General features: G+C 47.9%; 10 protein-coding genes and 5 tRNA genes. 9 read left to right on the top strand and 6 right to left on the bottom strand.

All coding sequences use genetic code 11. The features are described from left to right. Positions 1-12 precede the first annotated feature (12 nt). From zipA to K0504_RS13995, 4 genes are all read left to right on the top strand, one after another. The gene (gene zipA, locus K0504_RS14010; protein WP_220104772.1) at positions 13-849 is read left to right on the top strand and encodes a cell division protein ZipA; all 837 of its coding nucleotides are present in this window, start codon (positions 13-15) and stop codon (positions 847-849) included. A 99-nt stretch (positions 850-948) separates the two neighbouring features. After that, positions 949-2,982: an NAD-dependent DNA ligase LigA gene (gene ligA / locus K0504_RS14005; protein WP_220104771.1), complete on the top strand. Its 2,034-nt coding sequence runs from the start codon at positions 949-951 to the stop codon at positions 2,980-2,982. A gap of 222 nt (positions 2,983-3,204) precedes the next feature. Continuing rightward, positions 3,205-3,777: a DUF3016 domain-containing protein gene (locus K0504_RS14000; protein WP_220104770.1), complete on the top strand. Its 573-nt coding sequence runs from the start codon at positions 3,205-3,207 to the stop codon at positions 3,775-3,777. Positions 3,778-3,848: 71 nt separating this feature from the next. Further along, positions 3,849-4,313, top strand: a complete 465-nt coding sequence (locus K0504_RS13995; protein WP_225918145.1) for a GNAT family N-acetyltransferase — start codon at positions 3,849-3,851, stop codon at positions 4,311-4,313. A 2-nt stretch (positions 4,314-4,315) separates the two neighbouring features. On the opposite strand, the gene K0504_RS13990 is transcribed toward K0504_RS13995, so the two are convergent. Continuing rightward, a complete protein-coding gene (locus tag K0504_RS13990; protein ID WP_220104769.1) occupies positions 4,316-5,560 on the bottom strand; it encodes a flagellar assembly protein T N-terminal domain-containing protein in 1,245 nt (414 codons plus the stop codon). Then, positions 5,548-6,327, bottom strand: a complete 780-nt coding sequence (locus tag K0504_RS13985) for a flagellar basal body L-ring protein FlgH (RefSeq protein WP_220104768.1) — start codon at positions 6,325-6,327, stop codon at positions 5,548-5,550. The genes K0504_RS13990 and K0504_RS13985 overlap by 13 nt, the downstream gene beginning before the upstream one ends. A 402-nt stretch (positions 6,328-6,729) precedes the next feature. Between K0504_RS13985 and K0504_RS13980 the strand changes: the two genes are divergently transcribed. Beyond that, a complete protein-coding gene (locus tag K0504_RS13980) occupies positions 6,730-7,977 on the top strand; it encodes a diguanylate cyclase (RefSeq protein WP_220104767.1) in 1,248 nt (415 codons plus the stop codon). Between the two features lie 9 nt (positions 7,978-7,986). Here K0504_RS13980 and K0504_RS13975 read toward each other — a convergent pair whose 3' ends face one another. The 4 genes from K0504_RS13975 to K0504_RS13960 all read right to left on the bottom strand — a co-directional run bounded on the left by K0504_RS13975 (position 7,987) and on the right by K0504_RS13960 (position 11,029). Next, complete coding sequence (locus K0504_RS13975) at positions 7,987-10,437, bottom strand: sensor domain-containing phosphodiesterase (RefSeq protein ID WP_220104766.1); 2,451 nt, start codon at positions 10,435-10,437, stop codon at positions 7,987-7,989. Positions 10,438-10,786: 349 nt separating this feature from the next. Further along, positions 10,787-10,862, bottom strand: a tRNA-Val gene (locus K0504_RS13970). Between the two features lie 7 nt (positions 10,863-10,869). Beyond that, positions 10,870-10,945 (bottom strand) — tRNA-Val (locus tag K0504_RS13965). 8 nt (positions 10,946-10,953) lie between these two features. Beyond that, positions 10,954-11,029, bottom strand: a tRNA-Val gene (locus K0504_RS13960). 225 nt (positions 11,030-11,254) lie between these two features. Here K0504_RS13960 and gltX point away from each other — a divergent pair. The 4 genes from gltX to K0504_RS13940 all read left to right on the top strand — a co-directional run bounded on the left by gltX (position 11,255) and on the right by K0504_RS13940 (position 16,089). Then, the gene (gene gltX / locus K0504_RS13955) at positions 11,255-12,736 is read left to right on the top strand and encodes a glutamate--tRNA ligase (RefSeq protein WP_220104765.1); all 1,482 of its coding nucleotides are present in this window, start codon (positions 11,255-11,257) and stop codon (positions 12,734-12,736) included. 1,967 nt (positions 12,737-14,703) lie between these two features. Further along, positions 14,704-15,603 carry a dienelactone hydrolase family protein gene (locus K0504_RS13950; RefSeq protein WP_220104764.1) on the top strand — a complete coding sequence of 300 codons (900 nt, stop codon included), beginning with the start codon at positions 14,704-14,706 and terminating at the stop codon, positions 15,601-15,603. Positions 15,604-15,838: 235 nt separating this feature from the next. Further along, positions 15,839-15,914: transfer RNA gene (locus K0504_RS13945), tRNA-Ala, on the top strand. 102 nt (positions 15,915-16,016) lie between these two features. Next, positions 16,017-16,089: transfer RNA gene (locus K0504_RS13940), tRNA-Glu, on the top strand.

Here is a 16,089-nt window from a genome sequence, read left to right as displayed (position 1 = left end):
TAAGGACGAGTAATGGATGAGTTTCGTTTGGTGTTGATCATTGCCGGTGCCGTGGGCATAGCTGCCCTGTTATGGCACGGGTTATGGTCGCTAAGACGCCAACAAGGGGGTGCCATTGGCAGCAAAGAAAAGCCACTTGCGGAAATATATAAAGAACAAAAGAAGCGCAATCGTGATGATGAAGGCTTCGATCAACTTGGCGTAGGCCAAGTTCGTACCGTTGCGGGTGCATTGGAAGCCGAGCACGATCGTCAAGAGCCATCGTTTAGTGCCGTTGACGATACCCCGGATCCAGAGCAAGTTGAATTCCAGTTGGATCAACCTGAGCCGGCGCTTGAGGAAGCAACAACTGCTGAGCCAAGTGACACTATCGTTGCTTCTGAACCAGAAATAGAACCTGAACCAGAGCCAATGCCTGAGCCTGAAGAAGTGTTAATTCTCACGGTTGTGGCAGCCCCAGGCGACGAATTACCCGGCGCAGATCTGTTACCAAGTTTGCTCACGTTAGGCTTTAAGTTTGGCGAAATGGGTATTTTTCATCGCCATGAAGACAGCTCAGGGCAGGGCAGAGTGTTGTTTAGCCTGGCCAATATGGTCAAACCCGGCACCTTTGATGTTGACAACATGGAGTCGTTCAAGACACCCGGCATTTCGTTGTTTATGACTTTGCCGAATGCGGGTGAAGCCACTCAGTCATTTAACATGATGCTCAATGCGGCTCAGAAGTTGGCGCGAGAGCTGAAAGGTCAAGTACTTGATGACACACGTAGCGTGTTGACCAACCAAAAAATTCGCCACTATCAGGAGCGTATTCGAGAGTTTGAGCGCAAACGCTTGATTGTGAGCTAATCATCTTAATTTGGGGCTGAGTTATCAGCCCTTTGTTTTTTCTATCGCACCCCATGCGAGGTGCTACGCACTCCACCAAAGCCAATACCTGAAACCGTTATGACGTCAGAACAAGCTAACATTCGAATTGCTGAATTAACTCAACAGCTGCAAGCACACAATCATGCTTATTACGTGAATAATGAAGCCACCGTTCCGGATGCTGAATATGATCGTTTGATGCAAGAACTGATTGAACTCGAGCGCCAATTTCCAGCGTTAAAAACAGCCTTTTCGCCAAGCCAGAAAGTCGGCGGCGATGTGCAATCTCAGTTCGACACGGTGCAACATGAAATGCCCATGTTGTCGCTAGACAATGTATTTAGTGCTGAGGATTTTGCCGAGTTTGATCGCCGTTGCCACGACCGCTTGCTCGATGAGCGTGAGTTAAGCTATTGCGCAGAGCCTAAGCTCGATGGCCTTGCGATTAGCTTGCTGTATGAAAACGGCGTGCTGGTACAAGCGGCGACCCGAGGCGATGGTCAGCAAGGCGAGAACGTTACCGCCAATGCCAAAACCATTGGCGCTGTGCCCTTGCAACTCTCAGGCGACGCTCTCCCGGCACGCATAGAAGTGCGCGGTGAAGTGATTATTCCAAAAGCTGATTTTGACGCCATGAACGAGCGCGCCCGCCAGCGTGGCGATAAATTGTTTGCTAACCCTCGTAACGCCGCCGCTGGCAGCATACGCCAGCTTGATTCCAAAATTGCCGCAAGTCGACCACTAAGTTTTGTGGCCTACGCTGTTGGCGTCTTTGCCGATGACGCCATTGAGTTGGCAAGCAGTCACTATCAACGCCTCCAACAACTCAAGCTGTGGGGCTTACCCATTGCCGCTGAGCTAACCCAATGTCAGGGCGTCCAAGAGGTGAACGCCTACTGTCAAAAGATTCTGGCCGACCGCGATAGTCTGAGTTACGAAATTGATGGTGTGGTCATCAAAGTTGATGCGATTGAAGCCCAACAGCAGTTGGGGTTTGTGGCCAAAGCACCGCGCTGGGCCACGGCATTTAAATTCCCGGCACAAGAAGAAATGACGCTGTTGCAGGATGTTGAATTTCAAGTTGGCCGCACCGGAGCAATCACTCCAGTAGCACGACTAAAGCCGGTCTTTGTGGGTGGCGTGACGGTATCCAATGCAACCTTGCATAATGCTGATGAAGTGGCTCGCCTTGGGGTTAAAGTAGGCGATACCGTGGTGATCCGCCGCGCTGGCGATGTGATCCCTCAAATCGTCAGTGTTATTACCAGCAAACGGCCTGATGATGCCGCTGATATTCATTTCCCCGACGCTTGCCCTGTGTGTGATTCTGCTGTTGAGCGAGTTGAAGGTGAAGCCGTGTTGCGTTGCACCGGCGGTTTGGTCTGCGGCGCTCAACGAAAAGAAGCCCTCAAGCACTTTTGTTCTCGCAAAGCGCTGAACGTAGATGGCTTGGGCGACAAAGTGATTGAGCAGCTGGTTGAACGAGAGTTGGTGCATGATCCGGCCGATCTGTTCAAACTCAGCAAACTACAATTGCGCTCGCTTGAGCGCATGGGCGACAAGTCAGCCGAGAAGCTATTAATAGCGCTAGAAGCGGCCAAGCAAACAACCTTACCCAAGTTTCTCTATGCGCTCGGTATTCGCGAAGTAGGCGAGGCCACGGCGCTTAATTTGGCCAACTATTTCAAAACCCTCGATAACCTGATGCAAGCTGAGCAAGAGCAATTGCTGGCGGTGGATGATGTGGGTGACATTGTGGCGGCGCACGTACAAAGCTTTTTCGCTGAGCCCCATAATCAGCAAGTCATGACTCGTTTACTGGACGCTGGTTTGCAATGGCCTGATATTGAAACCATCGATTCGCCCGATGAATTACCGCTAGCGGGGCAGACCGTTGTCTTGACTGGCACGTTAACCAGCATGGGGCGTAATGATGCCAAGGCTAAATTACAGCAACTCGGTGCCAAGGTAAGTGGCTCGGTATCAGCCAAAACCAGTTGTTTGTTCGCCGGTGCCAATGCTGGCTCTAAGCTCGCCAAGGCCCAACAGCTTGATGTTGAAGTCAAAGATGAAGCGGCCATGCTGGCGCTGTTTGAGGAAAACGGCTTGTAATCTTTGTTGCTCGCATTGCGATATGCGGTGCGAGCAACAACCCTTCGTTATATCGAGTCTGCCTCGACCCTTTGCCATCCTGCATCACGGCTTAATTATCATTGTTGCTTTTTATGGAACAAGCCATGCCAGTGCGGCTCATTTCTCTTGCATCCGGCCTACACTAATATTGCACCATCACATACACATCGTACCCAATAAGAACTTGATGAGGCATCAGTAATGAAATTATCCACTCGTATTCAATCTGTATGCGGCGCTCTGGCGATTGTCATGACGACTCTTGTGTCGGGCGCAGCGTCTGCCGACGAGCAATCAATGGAAAACTCCGTTTCTCACACCACCGATAAGATGCAGCTGCAATGGCATGAGTGGGATAACTATCGCGATATCAACGAAGGGCGCCATGAAACGGCAACAAAATTTAGAACCCGAGTCTTTGCCGAACTTGGTGAAACCATTGCCACTAATGCGGATAAATTGCCTGATGGCTGGATTCTGCAAATGCTGGTTATTGACGTCGACCTAGCGGGTGATACGAGTGCTCAAACCGCTGCCGGTATGCGAGGACTGCGAGTTTTTAAGCACGGTTTCAACCCCGCCATGAGTATTAAATATGCGGTATTAGACGAGCAGCAAAATGTTGTTATTGAGGGCGCAGAAGTGCTATCAAATCGCAACTATATGAATGGCAAAGGCTCATTTGCTTTTAATCGCGACAAGCTTGCTTATGACAAAGAAATTATTGATAGCTGGTTCGCCGATGAGTTATTGCCAGCGGTTGATGCGCACTAACGCAGATTTTGCCCTGAGAACTTGGCTAAGTTAGGCTACGGGGCAAGATCTTCCAAAAGAGCGACACCGTTATGGCTATCCAAATCACTGTGAATGATTTATCTGATGGCGAGATAGCCAAGTTACTGCAAGCCCATTTACAGGCCATGCATCAATATTCCCCAGCAGACAGCATTCATGCGCTCGATACTACCAAGTTAAGCGATCCGGCAATAACCTTTTGGGGCGCTAGCGTAAACGGTGAATTGGCAGGTTGCGGTGCCCTCAAAGCGCTGCCGAACAATGAGGGTGAAGTGAAGTCGATGAAAACCGATGATCGTTTTCTTCGCCAAGGGATTGCCCATCAATTACTCAGTGTCATTATTGATGAAGCCAAACGTCGAGGGTATTGCCGATTAAATTTAGAAACCGGCACCCATGCGGCGTTTGAGCCGGCCGTTGCCATGTATGAAAAGCATGGCTTTGTCGCAAGTGAGCCGTTTGGTGATTATCAGGCTGATCCTTTTAGCCGCTTCTATAGCAAAGCGCTGCTGTAGCGCTAGTAGGCTAAATGCCCTTCAACGGCTTCGTCAAAATCATCAAACTCAAACGGATCTTTAGGCATGGCAAATAAAATATCGCGCACCTGAATATTCGCTAAGTCGGCGGCTCGTTTTGCTCGCAGTACCGCACGATTGGGGTAGACTGACACCACGTCGAGTTGATTTTCGGTCACGTTGAAAATAGACGTTTGTGAATTGCTGGGCTGATTACCGTAACTCTGTTGGTGCGCCAAAATAAATTCATCACCCAATTGCACACCGTTACTCTGACCCAAGTTAATAATGACTTTTGAGCCAATGACATCTAAAACCGATGCCAAGCTCTGTCGACAATACAGCGCATCTTCCACTTCGCTTTTGGCTTGTTTCAGCAGCTCGTCTACCAGCTGACCATAATCAGATGACCAAAATGCTTCGCTGCTGACATCGTGCACCACGGTGCGCTCAAACGGCCACTCGCGATTGCCTTGATAGGTTTTGTTGAAGACCAGCCCACCTTGCACCCCATCGAGTACTGATATGGTCATTCTGAAGTTACGTTTGGTGGTGGTTTTATTAAAAACGATGGCCTTCATTTGTTTTTCGGTATGGCTCGAAAGATCTTCAATCTTGCCCAACATGACATATTGCACACCGTGTTGCTCGGCAAGCAATGCAACGTCTTTGGGCTTGGCGCTTTGCGAATAGTGTTCGGCGGATACATCAAAGGTAATTGGGCGGGTACGCAGTGAACGGGCGTCAACGGTTGCGCTTTCACTTTGAAACGCTTGATAAAGCATTCGGCCTAGTTGTTCAGGTAAGTCATAAATGGCGCCAAGCTGGGCATGTTCGTACTTTTCAAGCTGAAAAGGGCCAACCAGCAATGGCTTGGTATAACGGTTGGTATGGCAGCTGCCACTTGGGAAAATATCCGCAGCTATCGTGACCACAACGTGATCTTCGGCCACGGCTTCTTTTAAGATTTTGAGGCCGTACACTTCGCCGTGGGTTTTGACTCGAAGTTCGTCGGTTTGTAAAACGCCAGATTTAACAACTTGCAGCGAACGAACGCTGGCGCCACCGTAATACATCAGGCTCACCAGCGCATTTTTAACCGCTAATCGGCGTGCTTCTTCGGTGTCATTTTGCAAAATAGGCGCGCGGCCTTCACCTTCAAACCAGTCGGCATGGCTTACGGCTGAAAAGAGTAAACACAGCGCTAATGTAATCGTTGAAGATAACTTGTTGCTTAGAATGGCCATGACTCGCCGCTTAGGAATGACGAAATCCAACCCTGTTTTTGAGCTTCGGCTTGTGCGCCTGTACCACTGAATTCGATGCGCGCATTGGCCACTTGGTAAGAGCCGATGGAGTTATCGAGCGCGACATCTTTGGGGCGAACAATGCCGGTAAAGCGGATGAATTCTTTGCCGTTGTTAATGACCAGCCATTTTTCGCCGCGCACGACTAAATTGCCATTGTTCAGTACATCAACCACGGTAACGGTAATGCGACCCGATAAACTGTGTTTTTGATTGGCATCGGCGGCGCCATCAAAATCGTTGTCTTGTTTGATATCCAACTCAACAATTTTTCCTAATATCTCTAAATCGCCGCCGGGCACTGTGATGGGCTCTAGCGTGTAGTTGGTTGATTTTTCGAGTGTTGAGTTCGCTGACTTGGTTGCTTTTGCTTCTTCATCTAACACCACGGTAATGGTGTCGCCGAGGGCGAAGTTAGGGATATAGCTATATAAACTACGCGAGGTGTCGCTGTTAAATAACGAGCCGGTAACGACCACAGGCTCTGGTTCACGACCGGGTCTTATAGGGGCGTAGTACGGGTCGTCAGGTACTGGATCGTAGTCATCGCTAGTGGGCAGTGCGCTGGGTTCAACCTCTTGGTCGGATAAGCTTTTTTCGCCGGTAACCACGTCGACCAGATCCGATGCGGCATCGGGATTCACTTCCAAATTGGCACAGGCGGTCAGCCACAGCGCGCAGCTTGCTAATAATATTTTGAGCTTCATGTTATGTTCCTAATTCAAGCTTTAGCGAGATCAGCAGCTCTATTGCAGGCGAAATTGGAAGCAAATGCGGGCTATTGTTCAAACCAAAGCAGGTGCTTCGCTGTTTAACTGGATAAGTTGTTACGCGTTAAACTTCGCTAACTTATTGAGATAAATACGTAACCTCTATTCACCGTGTGCACACATTCTCATAACTCTGTGCACTAAGAATGAGGAAAGTGTGAAGAAATCGTGCATCGCGCCAATGGGGATAAGTGGCGCAAATCATTGTGTTAAAGCTTGATTCAATTTGACCGACATAAGTTGCGTGTCGAAAAGATGAATTAATTAGCAGAATGAACTTGGGGGCATTAGCAACTTTGGCTTAAGCTCTTGAGGTTAACTAATAAGAAAGGTGTATATATGGCGCGGTTGTTAGTGGTTGAAGACAGTAATACGGTAATGCGAGTCCTCAAGCACCTAGCCAGTACAAGGCTTCCCACCGTGGACACTGTGTTCACTCAGAGCTTTGCAGAAACGAAGCAAGCTTTTGGTCAGAATTCCGATTTTTACGCCGCAATTGTAGATTTAACCTTACCCGATGCTCTCAATGGCGAAGTCGTTGATTTTGTCATGAAGCAAGGGATCCCGTGCATCGTGTTAACCGGTGATTTTAATGAAAAGCGCCGCAAGCAACTGGTCGATGCCGGAGTGGTCGATTACGTGGTGAAAGAAAGTCGCCACGCTTATCACTACGCGATGAAACTGGCATCTCGGTTGCGTACCAATGACCAAATCAAAGTCTTGGTGGTGGACGATTCCGCCATGTCACGCAAACATATTCGCAATCTTCTTGAGCGCCAGCTTTACAATGTGATTGAAGCCGAAGATGGCTTGGATGCCATTGAACAAATTAGCATCCAACCTGATATTCGTTTGATCATCACCGATTTTGAAATGCCCAACATGGACGGCTTCAAGCTGGTCAACGAAATTCGCACCAAGTTTGATAAGCGCGGGCTCGCCATTATTGGTTTGTCATCGCAAGAAAGTGGCATCTTATCGGCTCAGTTTATTAAACACGGCGCCAATGACTTCCTGAACAAGCCGTTTTACCCAGAAGAATTTTACTGTCGTATTACGCAAAACCTTGAGGCCATTGAGCTCATTGAAGAGATTGAAGATGCGGCAAATCGAGATTACTTAACGGGCTTGTACAATCGCCGGGCATTCTTTGAATTCAGCAAAACGGTGTTGCGTGAAGCCTGGGCTCACCAGCTACCGGTTAGTTTTTCACTCATTGACTTAGATAACTTCAAATACATTAACGATCACTATGGCCATGCGGTTGGTGATGAAGTGCTCAAGCGATTTGCCACATTAATGCAGCGTTATTGTGAGAAATTTTTATTCGCTAGAGTCGGTGGCGAAGAGTTTGCCTTGATCATGTCTGGGCTCGATACCACCAAAGCCCTCGCGCTCGTCAATGGCTTGCGCCAAGCATTTGTTGAACAAACAATGGAATGTGGCGCTACCACGTTTAATGTTTCGTTCAGCGGCGGGGTTGTCACCGAATCTAATGGCAACCTAGACGCCATGTACAATAAAGCCGACGAATTGCTATATCGCGCGAAAGAAGCCGGCCGCAACATGGTTTTGGCCGACGACTAATCAACTCGCTTAATCGATGGCGATGTATTGAGAGGAAAAGAACTTAATCACATCGCCTTTGCCAATCAGGCCCACATAGTGCTCGTTGTTGTCGACCACTACCCACGGAAACGGTTTTTTCTCTTTAAGCCAACTTAATGTCTTTGATACCGGTGAATTGATATTCACCATGTGCAAAGGTGGGCGCATGATTTGTACCAATCGACGGCGTAGAATTTCCAAATCAGAACGCTTTTCAATGTCAGTGCCTAGGGTTGGCGATCCATGCAAATAGTAAATTTCTTTATCAATGACACCCACGCAGTTATTGCCATCAATGACCGCCACCGCTTCGGTGTCGCTATGTTCAAACACACCTTTTAAATAACTAAATGACAAACTTGGCTCTAGCTTAGGTACGTTGCGATTGACCAAGCTCGACAAGTTTGCCGCTTCGCCACTGACCACCGAATATGGTTTTAGATCTTCAATGTGTTCCAAGTAAGCATTGGCTTGCATGATCTTATCGATTGGCACCGGACGAGAGAAGTAGAAGCCCTGTAGATAGTCGACTTTCAATTCGGTCAGGATTTTAATTTCAGATAACTGTTCAACCCCTTCAGCAATCACTTTAACCCCAAGAATATGCGCCAATTCGACAATCATTTTGACGATGTAATATTCCCGGCTGGCCAGCTTTAAGTTAGAGACAAACTCACGGTCTATTTTGAGAAAATCAAAGTTTTTACCGGTCAGGTAAGCAAATGATGAATAGCCAGTACCAAAATCATCAATGGCAATGGAAACGCCATTATTTCTAAGTTTCATTAACGGATGAGAGCTTGCTTCGCTTTGTCCGCTGCCGAAGTAAGCACTCTCTGTTAGTTCAATGGTGATGTGCTCAGAGCCAATGCCGGATTGGCGAATGAGGTCATCAATTCCTTGCATGACTTCATGAATGGGCGTTTGCGTGCAAAGGGAAAAGTTCGTTGAAATGGCAACATGGGCGCCAAATATGTCTTGAATTTCCGGTAAGTGATTAATCGCTTTTGCGGCGATGCTCCGGTCGAGTTCATTGACTAAATTCAGCTCTTCCGTCACTCGAATCATTTCTTGAGTTTCGAAGCTAAGATCGCCATCTTTTGGAAATCGACAAAGCGATTCGAATTTAGCAATTTTCCAGTCGGCCGTTGACACAATGGCCTGAAAATGAACATCTAACGTCTTACCAAAAATACTGTTGCGCACCGTGTTTTCAAGGTATTCGCGTCGTTTCAGCGAGTCATGAAGTTTGGCATCGTAAAAATTCACGCTGCGAGCTTTACCTGACGGATGAACCAGCATGGCTTGCATGGCGTGGGGCACTAATAGTTTGGGGTTATCGGTGTCGACGCCAAAAATAGAGACACCAATTTTGCCTCTGGTGATGCACTTAAATAACGACGCCCCAGTTTTGATTTTGATGCGACCAAAAATCTCCTGAATTTTGGCGCCAATCAGATGAACTACATTTGCCGAGGAACAATCAAACGCGCCGATCGACAGTGCGAAAATGTTATTGCCAAAATAGCCGGCCATATAATGATCATCGTGCTTGGCGAGAGCGCCAGATAGCTCTTTTCGCTCTTGGATTTGATTGTCTGGATCAAACTGAGGAGAAAACGCGATGACGATAGGGCCTCGGTAACCGGTCGGCGACTTCGTTAAGCTGGATAAGGTTGATTTGAAAACTTTTTCGCTCGGCAGCTGGGTCAGTAATTCAATGCCGCCGGATTCGCGATCGGCAATTCGGTAAAGGCGCTCTGATAGGTCCAATGAAAACCCAACATAAAAAACCTCACCATTGTCGGTGGTGATTTTTTGGATGGTAAATTCCTGCGGGAATACTTCGCCGGTTTTCTTTCTCGACAGCAAGTTGCCAGACCAATAGCCATTGTTTTGGATCTCTAGCCATAACTCTTTGAAGAATTTACGGTTGTGCTTGCCGGCATTGAAAATACTGGTGGGTTGGCCAATGAGCTCTGACAGCTGGTAGCCCGTTGCCCGTTCGACATATTTATTGGCACTGACGATACGAGTGCGAGCGTCACAAACCACAATGCCGTGGTGACTATTATCAAATAGCGCATCAAAAATTGAAGAGAACTTTTGGTTAGACGGAATTTGCAGTAATAAGGCTAAGCTAGCTTTTAACTGTTTAGCGGTAATCCGCTCTAGCTCGATCAGACAGTAAACGGTCGGTTGTTCGGGCAATAAAAGACTACAGGTAAACGATTCTATTTCCCCAGTCTTGTGTACTTTCTCACAACATGACACCAGCTTTTCTTTGTTGTCATTGGTCAACACCGCCACAAAGTCGCTGATGCTTGAGAACGTCGATTCCTTGCCTAATATTGGGCTGTGCGGACCTGCTCTGAATTCAAAATGCTCAGTTTCAGCATCCCATAGCCATTCACCAAAGCTATTTTTATCAAAAGACACACCGGGTTCCTTTCTTGTTCACCAACGACCAATGTTCAATAAAGTTCGTTACCACTGGGCAAATAGGCGGGCAGATGACTGCATTATTGTTGCCTGTAGATTAGCGGAACTACACAACAAACATATGATTACTCATTGAATCTGTGAGCCGCTCCACTGTGCGAAAAACAGTAAGAATTATCTAATATAAGGTAGCGCCATCAACTGACCTGACAAGTCGAGAGAGGCAATGCTGGGCAGTCGTTAGTTTGCGTTTGTCGCTTGTTAAAAGGGATGGCTTATAACGGGGCTTAAATACGGGAAAGCTAGAAAGCAAAAAGCCCGCTATGATAGCGGGCTTTTTTTAATTTGGTGGTCGCTACTGGGCTCGAACCAGTGACCCCCTCCTTGTAAGGGAGGTGCTCTCCCAACTGAGCTAAGCGACCAGGGAGATGGTGGACGGTACTGGGCTCGAACCAGTGACCCCCTCCTTGTAAGGGAGGTGCTCTCCCAACTGAGCTAACCGTCCGTCAGACGTGGTGGTCGCTACTGGGCTCGAACCAGTGACCCCCTCCTTGTAAGGGAGGTGCTCTCCCAACTGAGCTAAGCGACCTCGTCTGTGGGGGCGTATTATAGGGGGGGCGGATTCTGTGTCAATAGAATTTTTGCATAGAATAATAAGTGTAGAAATTTTCACCAGAATTCAACAATCATTGGCTGTTTCGAGGAATTTAGTCACAACGCCATCAATTGATGTGTATTGATTGAGTCTTGTCGGTGTGATCGCTACACTTGCTGGCAATTTCCAACTCCATCCTGACTGAGGTTTCTGTCTACTATGACGGTACGTACGCGCGTTGCGCCTTCTCCTACCGGTGACCCACACGTTGGCACCGCTTATATCGCTCTATTCAACTACGTTTTTGCTAAGCAGCAAGGCGGTCAATTCATCCTGCGGATTGAAGACACTGACCAAGCACGCAGCAGCAAAGCGTCTGAACAAGCGATTTACGATAGCCTGCGCTGGTTAGGCGTGGATTGGGACGAAGGGCCAGACGTTGGCGGTGAACACGGACCATACCGTCAGAGTGAGCGCTCCGAGCTATACCGCAAATACGCTGAACAGCTCATTGTTGAAGGCAAAGCCTTCCGCTGTTTTGCGACATCTGAAGAACTCGATCAGATGCGTAAAGACCAAATGGCAGCCGGTGAGCCGCAAAAATACGATGGCCGCGGCCTACGTCTGACTGATGAGCAAGTCGAGCAATACCTAAAAGAAGGTAAGCCGTATGTTGTTCGCATGAAGATCCCAGAAGAGGGCAGCTTCAAGTTCAACGATTACTTGCGCGGTGAAGTAGAAATTCCATGGTCGCAAGTGGACATGCAAGTGCTGCTTAAAGCAGACGGCTTCCCAACGTATTTCTTAGCCAACGTGGTTGACGATCACTTGATGGGCATCACTCACGTCTTCCGCGGCGAAGAGTGGCTCAACTCAGCACCTAAGCTGCTCAAGTTGTATGAAGACTTAGACTGGGAAGCGCCTGTTCTTGGCCACATGCCGCTGCTGCGCAACCCAGACAAGAGCAAGCTCAGCAAACGTAAGAACCCAACGAGCGTGAACTACTACAAGAAGATGGGTTTCTTGCCAGAAGCGCTACTCAACTACTTGGGCCGTATGGGCTGGTCAATGCCAGATGAGCGCGAGAAGTTCACCTTGGCTGAGATGATTGAAAACTTCGACATGAAACGCGTCTCTCTCGGCGGCCCGGTATTCGATATCGATAAGCTCAAGTGGCTTAACGGCGTGTGGATGCGTGAAGAGCTTAGTGACGAGCAACTCATCGAGCGCATGAAAGACTGGGCTTACAACAAAGATACGTTGATGACGTTGTTGCCAGAAGCCAAACCGCGGATGGAAACCTTCAGTGACTTCGCACCGCTGATGGGGCACTTCGTCAGTGGTTTACCTGAGTATGATCCGGCGTTGCTTACCGCGAAAATTGAAGACACTCAGGTGCGCATTGCCCTGCAATACCTGATCTGGCAATTTGACGCGGCCCGTGAGTGGGACAAAGACGTGGTCTTCGGTACGGTGAAAGAAACCGCCAACTACCTCGATTTGAAGATTAAAGATTTCCTTCAGCCAATTTTCGTGGCGATTACCGGCAAGGAATCATCAACCTCGGTGATTGATGCCATGGTGATCTTAGGCTCGGATATGACCCGCGCTCGTTTACGTGTGGCGTTGAATCATATTGGTGTGAGTAAGAAGCAAGCGAAGTCGTTGGAGCGGGCGTACAGGACGTTTCCAGAGAAGTAGCTTTTGATACAGCTTAAAGCGGTGGCTTTAAGCTGTATGGAATTTATGAAAAAGCCCAGCGATGCTGGGCTTTTTGGTGGAGTGGGTTTGTGCCTCTGAGCCAGCGCGCCTTTCGCTGGCGTTTTTGTTGAGCAACTGTTTTGTATAATGCTCACTACACAGCCCCTTTGAAGCGAAAGAGCCAATAGGCACAGGGGCCGACTAAAATTAAAACGATGAACCAAGAGTGTATAAAGTAAGTACCCAAACAGATACTTAAGCAAGCAACACACAGATTAGTTCGATGTTTTTCCCAAAGCTCCAACAGTACTGTGTAATAGCAAATACTAGGGAAAATACTTGCGGCAATTAAGGCTACTTTGAGCGGGTTACTTGATTGAATGACCTCAGTCCACATGCCAGCCGGCACGGCTAACAAGCATGCAATGAGCAAACCTGTTGCAATCAGCCAATAGTATTGGCGCCCGCTGAGTTTCAAGCCTAATTCCTTTTAATTTTGTCCACTATTAAGCCGATTGTTAGAAGTACAATGCTATTTATTTCCAGCCAAGATAATAAATAACACCAGAAGCTAACACTGTAAAAATAAAAGTTATAAAACCAATGACTAACGGGCTGGATCGCCAATTGCTTGATTTAAGCTTAAGCGATTCCTCAAGGTAGTGTTCCCCTGCTAAAGTAAGACGAAGCTCATAAAGTACAGGAGCCTTGCCCCTTTCCGTAACTTCTTGAGATAAACAGCCTTCAATTAATCCTTACTCATATAAATCTTTAACTAGAAAACCGTCCAACTCTTTACTGTTACGAGCTTTCGTTAACTTTATATAGCTCAAAGCATCAATTATTTTTCGTTGAATACTATCCATGATTTCTCGGTGTTAGTGCGACGTTGCAAGCTGATCCACCCTTGTTGGGAGCTATGGTTTGAACAGTGCAACACGATTGAATTAGTAAACCATACCTATTCTCTCCTGATAGGAATCTGATACGCCTCAATATTTTGCTTGTTGGTAAATGGCCAACCATCGTCATTAAATTCACGTCAAGGTTTCGCCATTCTTATGCAAAGAACGGCGACTTACTTTTCTTTGCTCACACAAAGAACAGTAAGCAAAAGAAAGTGTGCCCCGACATTGGTAAGCGTTCAGCCAACCTCAGGCGCACAAAAGTCGCGCTTGAACGCGTTTTTACCCTTCGACTAAATCAAACCCGCGCCACGCGCGACGAGCAAGCGCTTGATTTTGTGCTTCATCCTGAGTTTAGCTTCACACCAATGACGGGGGGAGTTTGGATTGAGCGTTGAATAAATTGAAGCTGGTGATAGTTGCTCATCCTTCGACAAGCTCAGGACAAACGAAGTTGAAATACCCAAAACCTTCGTGTTGAGCTTGTTGAAACATGAACGACCTAACTATTCCCCATATCAATTGCCCGTCGCCATCGATGAGTCGCGCAGCGATCGAAAGGTACAGCCGAGGACTGTTTGAGCCTTACGTTTTTTGTAAGGCGAGTTCCGCAGGCGCTTTCGAGCGTGAGCAACGAATGGAGCCGAAGGCCTAGAGCGTCGGGTTGTCGGGGGGATTTTTAAGGGGCTTCGACAAGAAAGCCCCTTAAACTGCTGCCGGTCAGCACCGGCACGGTGAATAAGTTAATAGTTGTTTAGTTGTAGGGCCGATAGTTTATTAAACGAATAGAACACCAAAGACATGCGCTTTGTTTTGCGCTTCATCCTGAGCTTGTCGAAACATGAACGTCCCAACTATTCCCCACATCTAACCGCCCGTCGGCATCAACAAGTACCAATATGCGTTAAAGCTAATTTATAGAGGCCGACCTTCGTCAGACATTAGTCGATAGATTATTGCTATCTGCATGGAATTTCGCCATCTTGTTTGCTGTCTGATATTACGTCTCATTTCTTAGATAAATAAAAACAACTACAAACAAACGACTACAAGGAACTAACCATGGTCACTCCTACCTCTGAACCGACTCGGCCAATCCCAGAAGAAGCTTTTGATTGGTACGATCAATACGCCCACGGTTTAATGGACCGCCGTACCTTTTTGACGAAGCTGGCGGGGTTGACTGCGCTAGGCTTTACCATGACAACCCTGACGGGCGCGTTGATGCCAAATTATGCGCTAGCAGAGCAGGTGTCTTTTAATGATCCGGCGATTAAAGCAACCTTTGAGACATTCGAATCGCCCAAAGGGCATGGTGAGTGTCGCGGCTATTTGGTGATGCCAACTAAGCTCGAAGAAAAAGCGCCAGTGGTGTTGGTGGTGCACGAGAACCGTGGTTTGAATCCTTATGTCAAAGATGTTGCGCGTCGCTTGGCAATGGCTGGCTTTATAGCTTTTGCTCCTGATGCATTGCATCCAATTGGCGGCTATCCAGGTAATGATGATGACGGCCGCGCCATGCAAAAGAGTATGGAAAAGTCCAAACTCGAAGAAGACTTTATTGCCGCCGCTCGTTTTATTAAGCAACACCCACAAAGCACCGGCAAGCTTGGTGCGGTTGGTTTCTGCTTTGGTGGTTACATCGTCAACATGCTGGCTGCCTCAATCCCTGAAGAGTTAAACGCTGGGGTTCCTTTTTATGGCACGCCGGCAGCGAAATCACTACGCGCGAATGTTAAAGGCCCGTTGATGGTACAGCTCGGCGAGCTGGACGAACGCGTGAATAAGTCGTGGCCTGATTATGAGGCACAACTCAAAGCCAATGGCGCTGACTACACGATGCATATGTACCCGAAAGCCCGCCACGGTTTCCACAATGACTCGACTAGCCGTTATGACAAAGAGCAGGCTGAACTTGCCTGGAATCGAACGGTAGATTTCTTTAAGCAACACTTGAGTTAATGACAACACTCGAGCCTTGCAATTAAAGGGCAAGGCTCGCCGTTGTCGAAGCGATCGTTGAAGCCTTAATAAGGCGTTGGTTGATCAGAAATTGCTCACTTGTGGCGCAATTCGTATAAATCTACATCGTTCGCGGCGTTGCGACGAAAAAGGTGTTGACAGCTTTCGGCGCTCTGCTTAGAATGCGCCTCGCTCTTGGGGCAGGGCTCAGTGTTTTGCTTCGGTAAAAGAGTTTGGGGCTATAGCTCAGCTGGGAGAGCGCTTGCATGGCATGCAAGAGGTCCGCGGTTCGATCCCGCGTAGCTCCACCAAATTTGTTTGAATTGATTTAGTTCGGTTCAAACCATCAACGAGGAATTAGGCGCCTCTCTCGTAAGAGAAACAGTTGATGTAAAACGGCACCGTTTTCGTGTGTCCCGTTCGTCTAGAGGCCTAGGACTCCGCCCTTTCACGGCGGCAACAGGGGTTCGAATCCCCTACGGGATA

The sequence above is a fragment of the Neiella holothuriorum genome (assembly GCF_019457915.1).
GTDB lineage: Bacteria > Pseudomonadota > Gammaproteobacteria > Enterobacterales > Neiellaceae > Neiella > Neiella holothuriorum.
The sequence above is the reverse complement of the archived record's forward strand: the minus strand, read 5'-3'. Positions and strand labels throughout refer to the sequence as shown.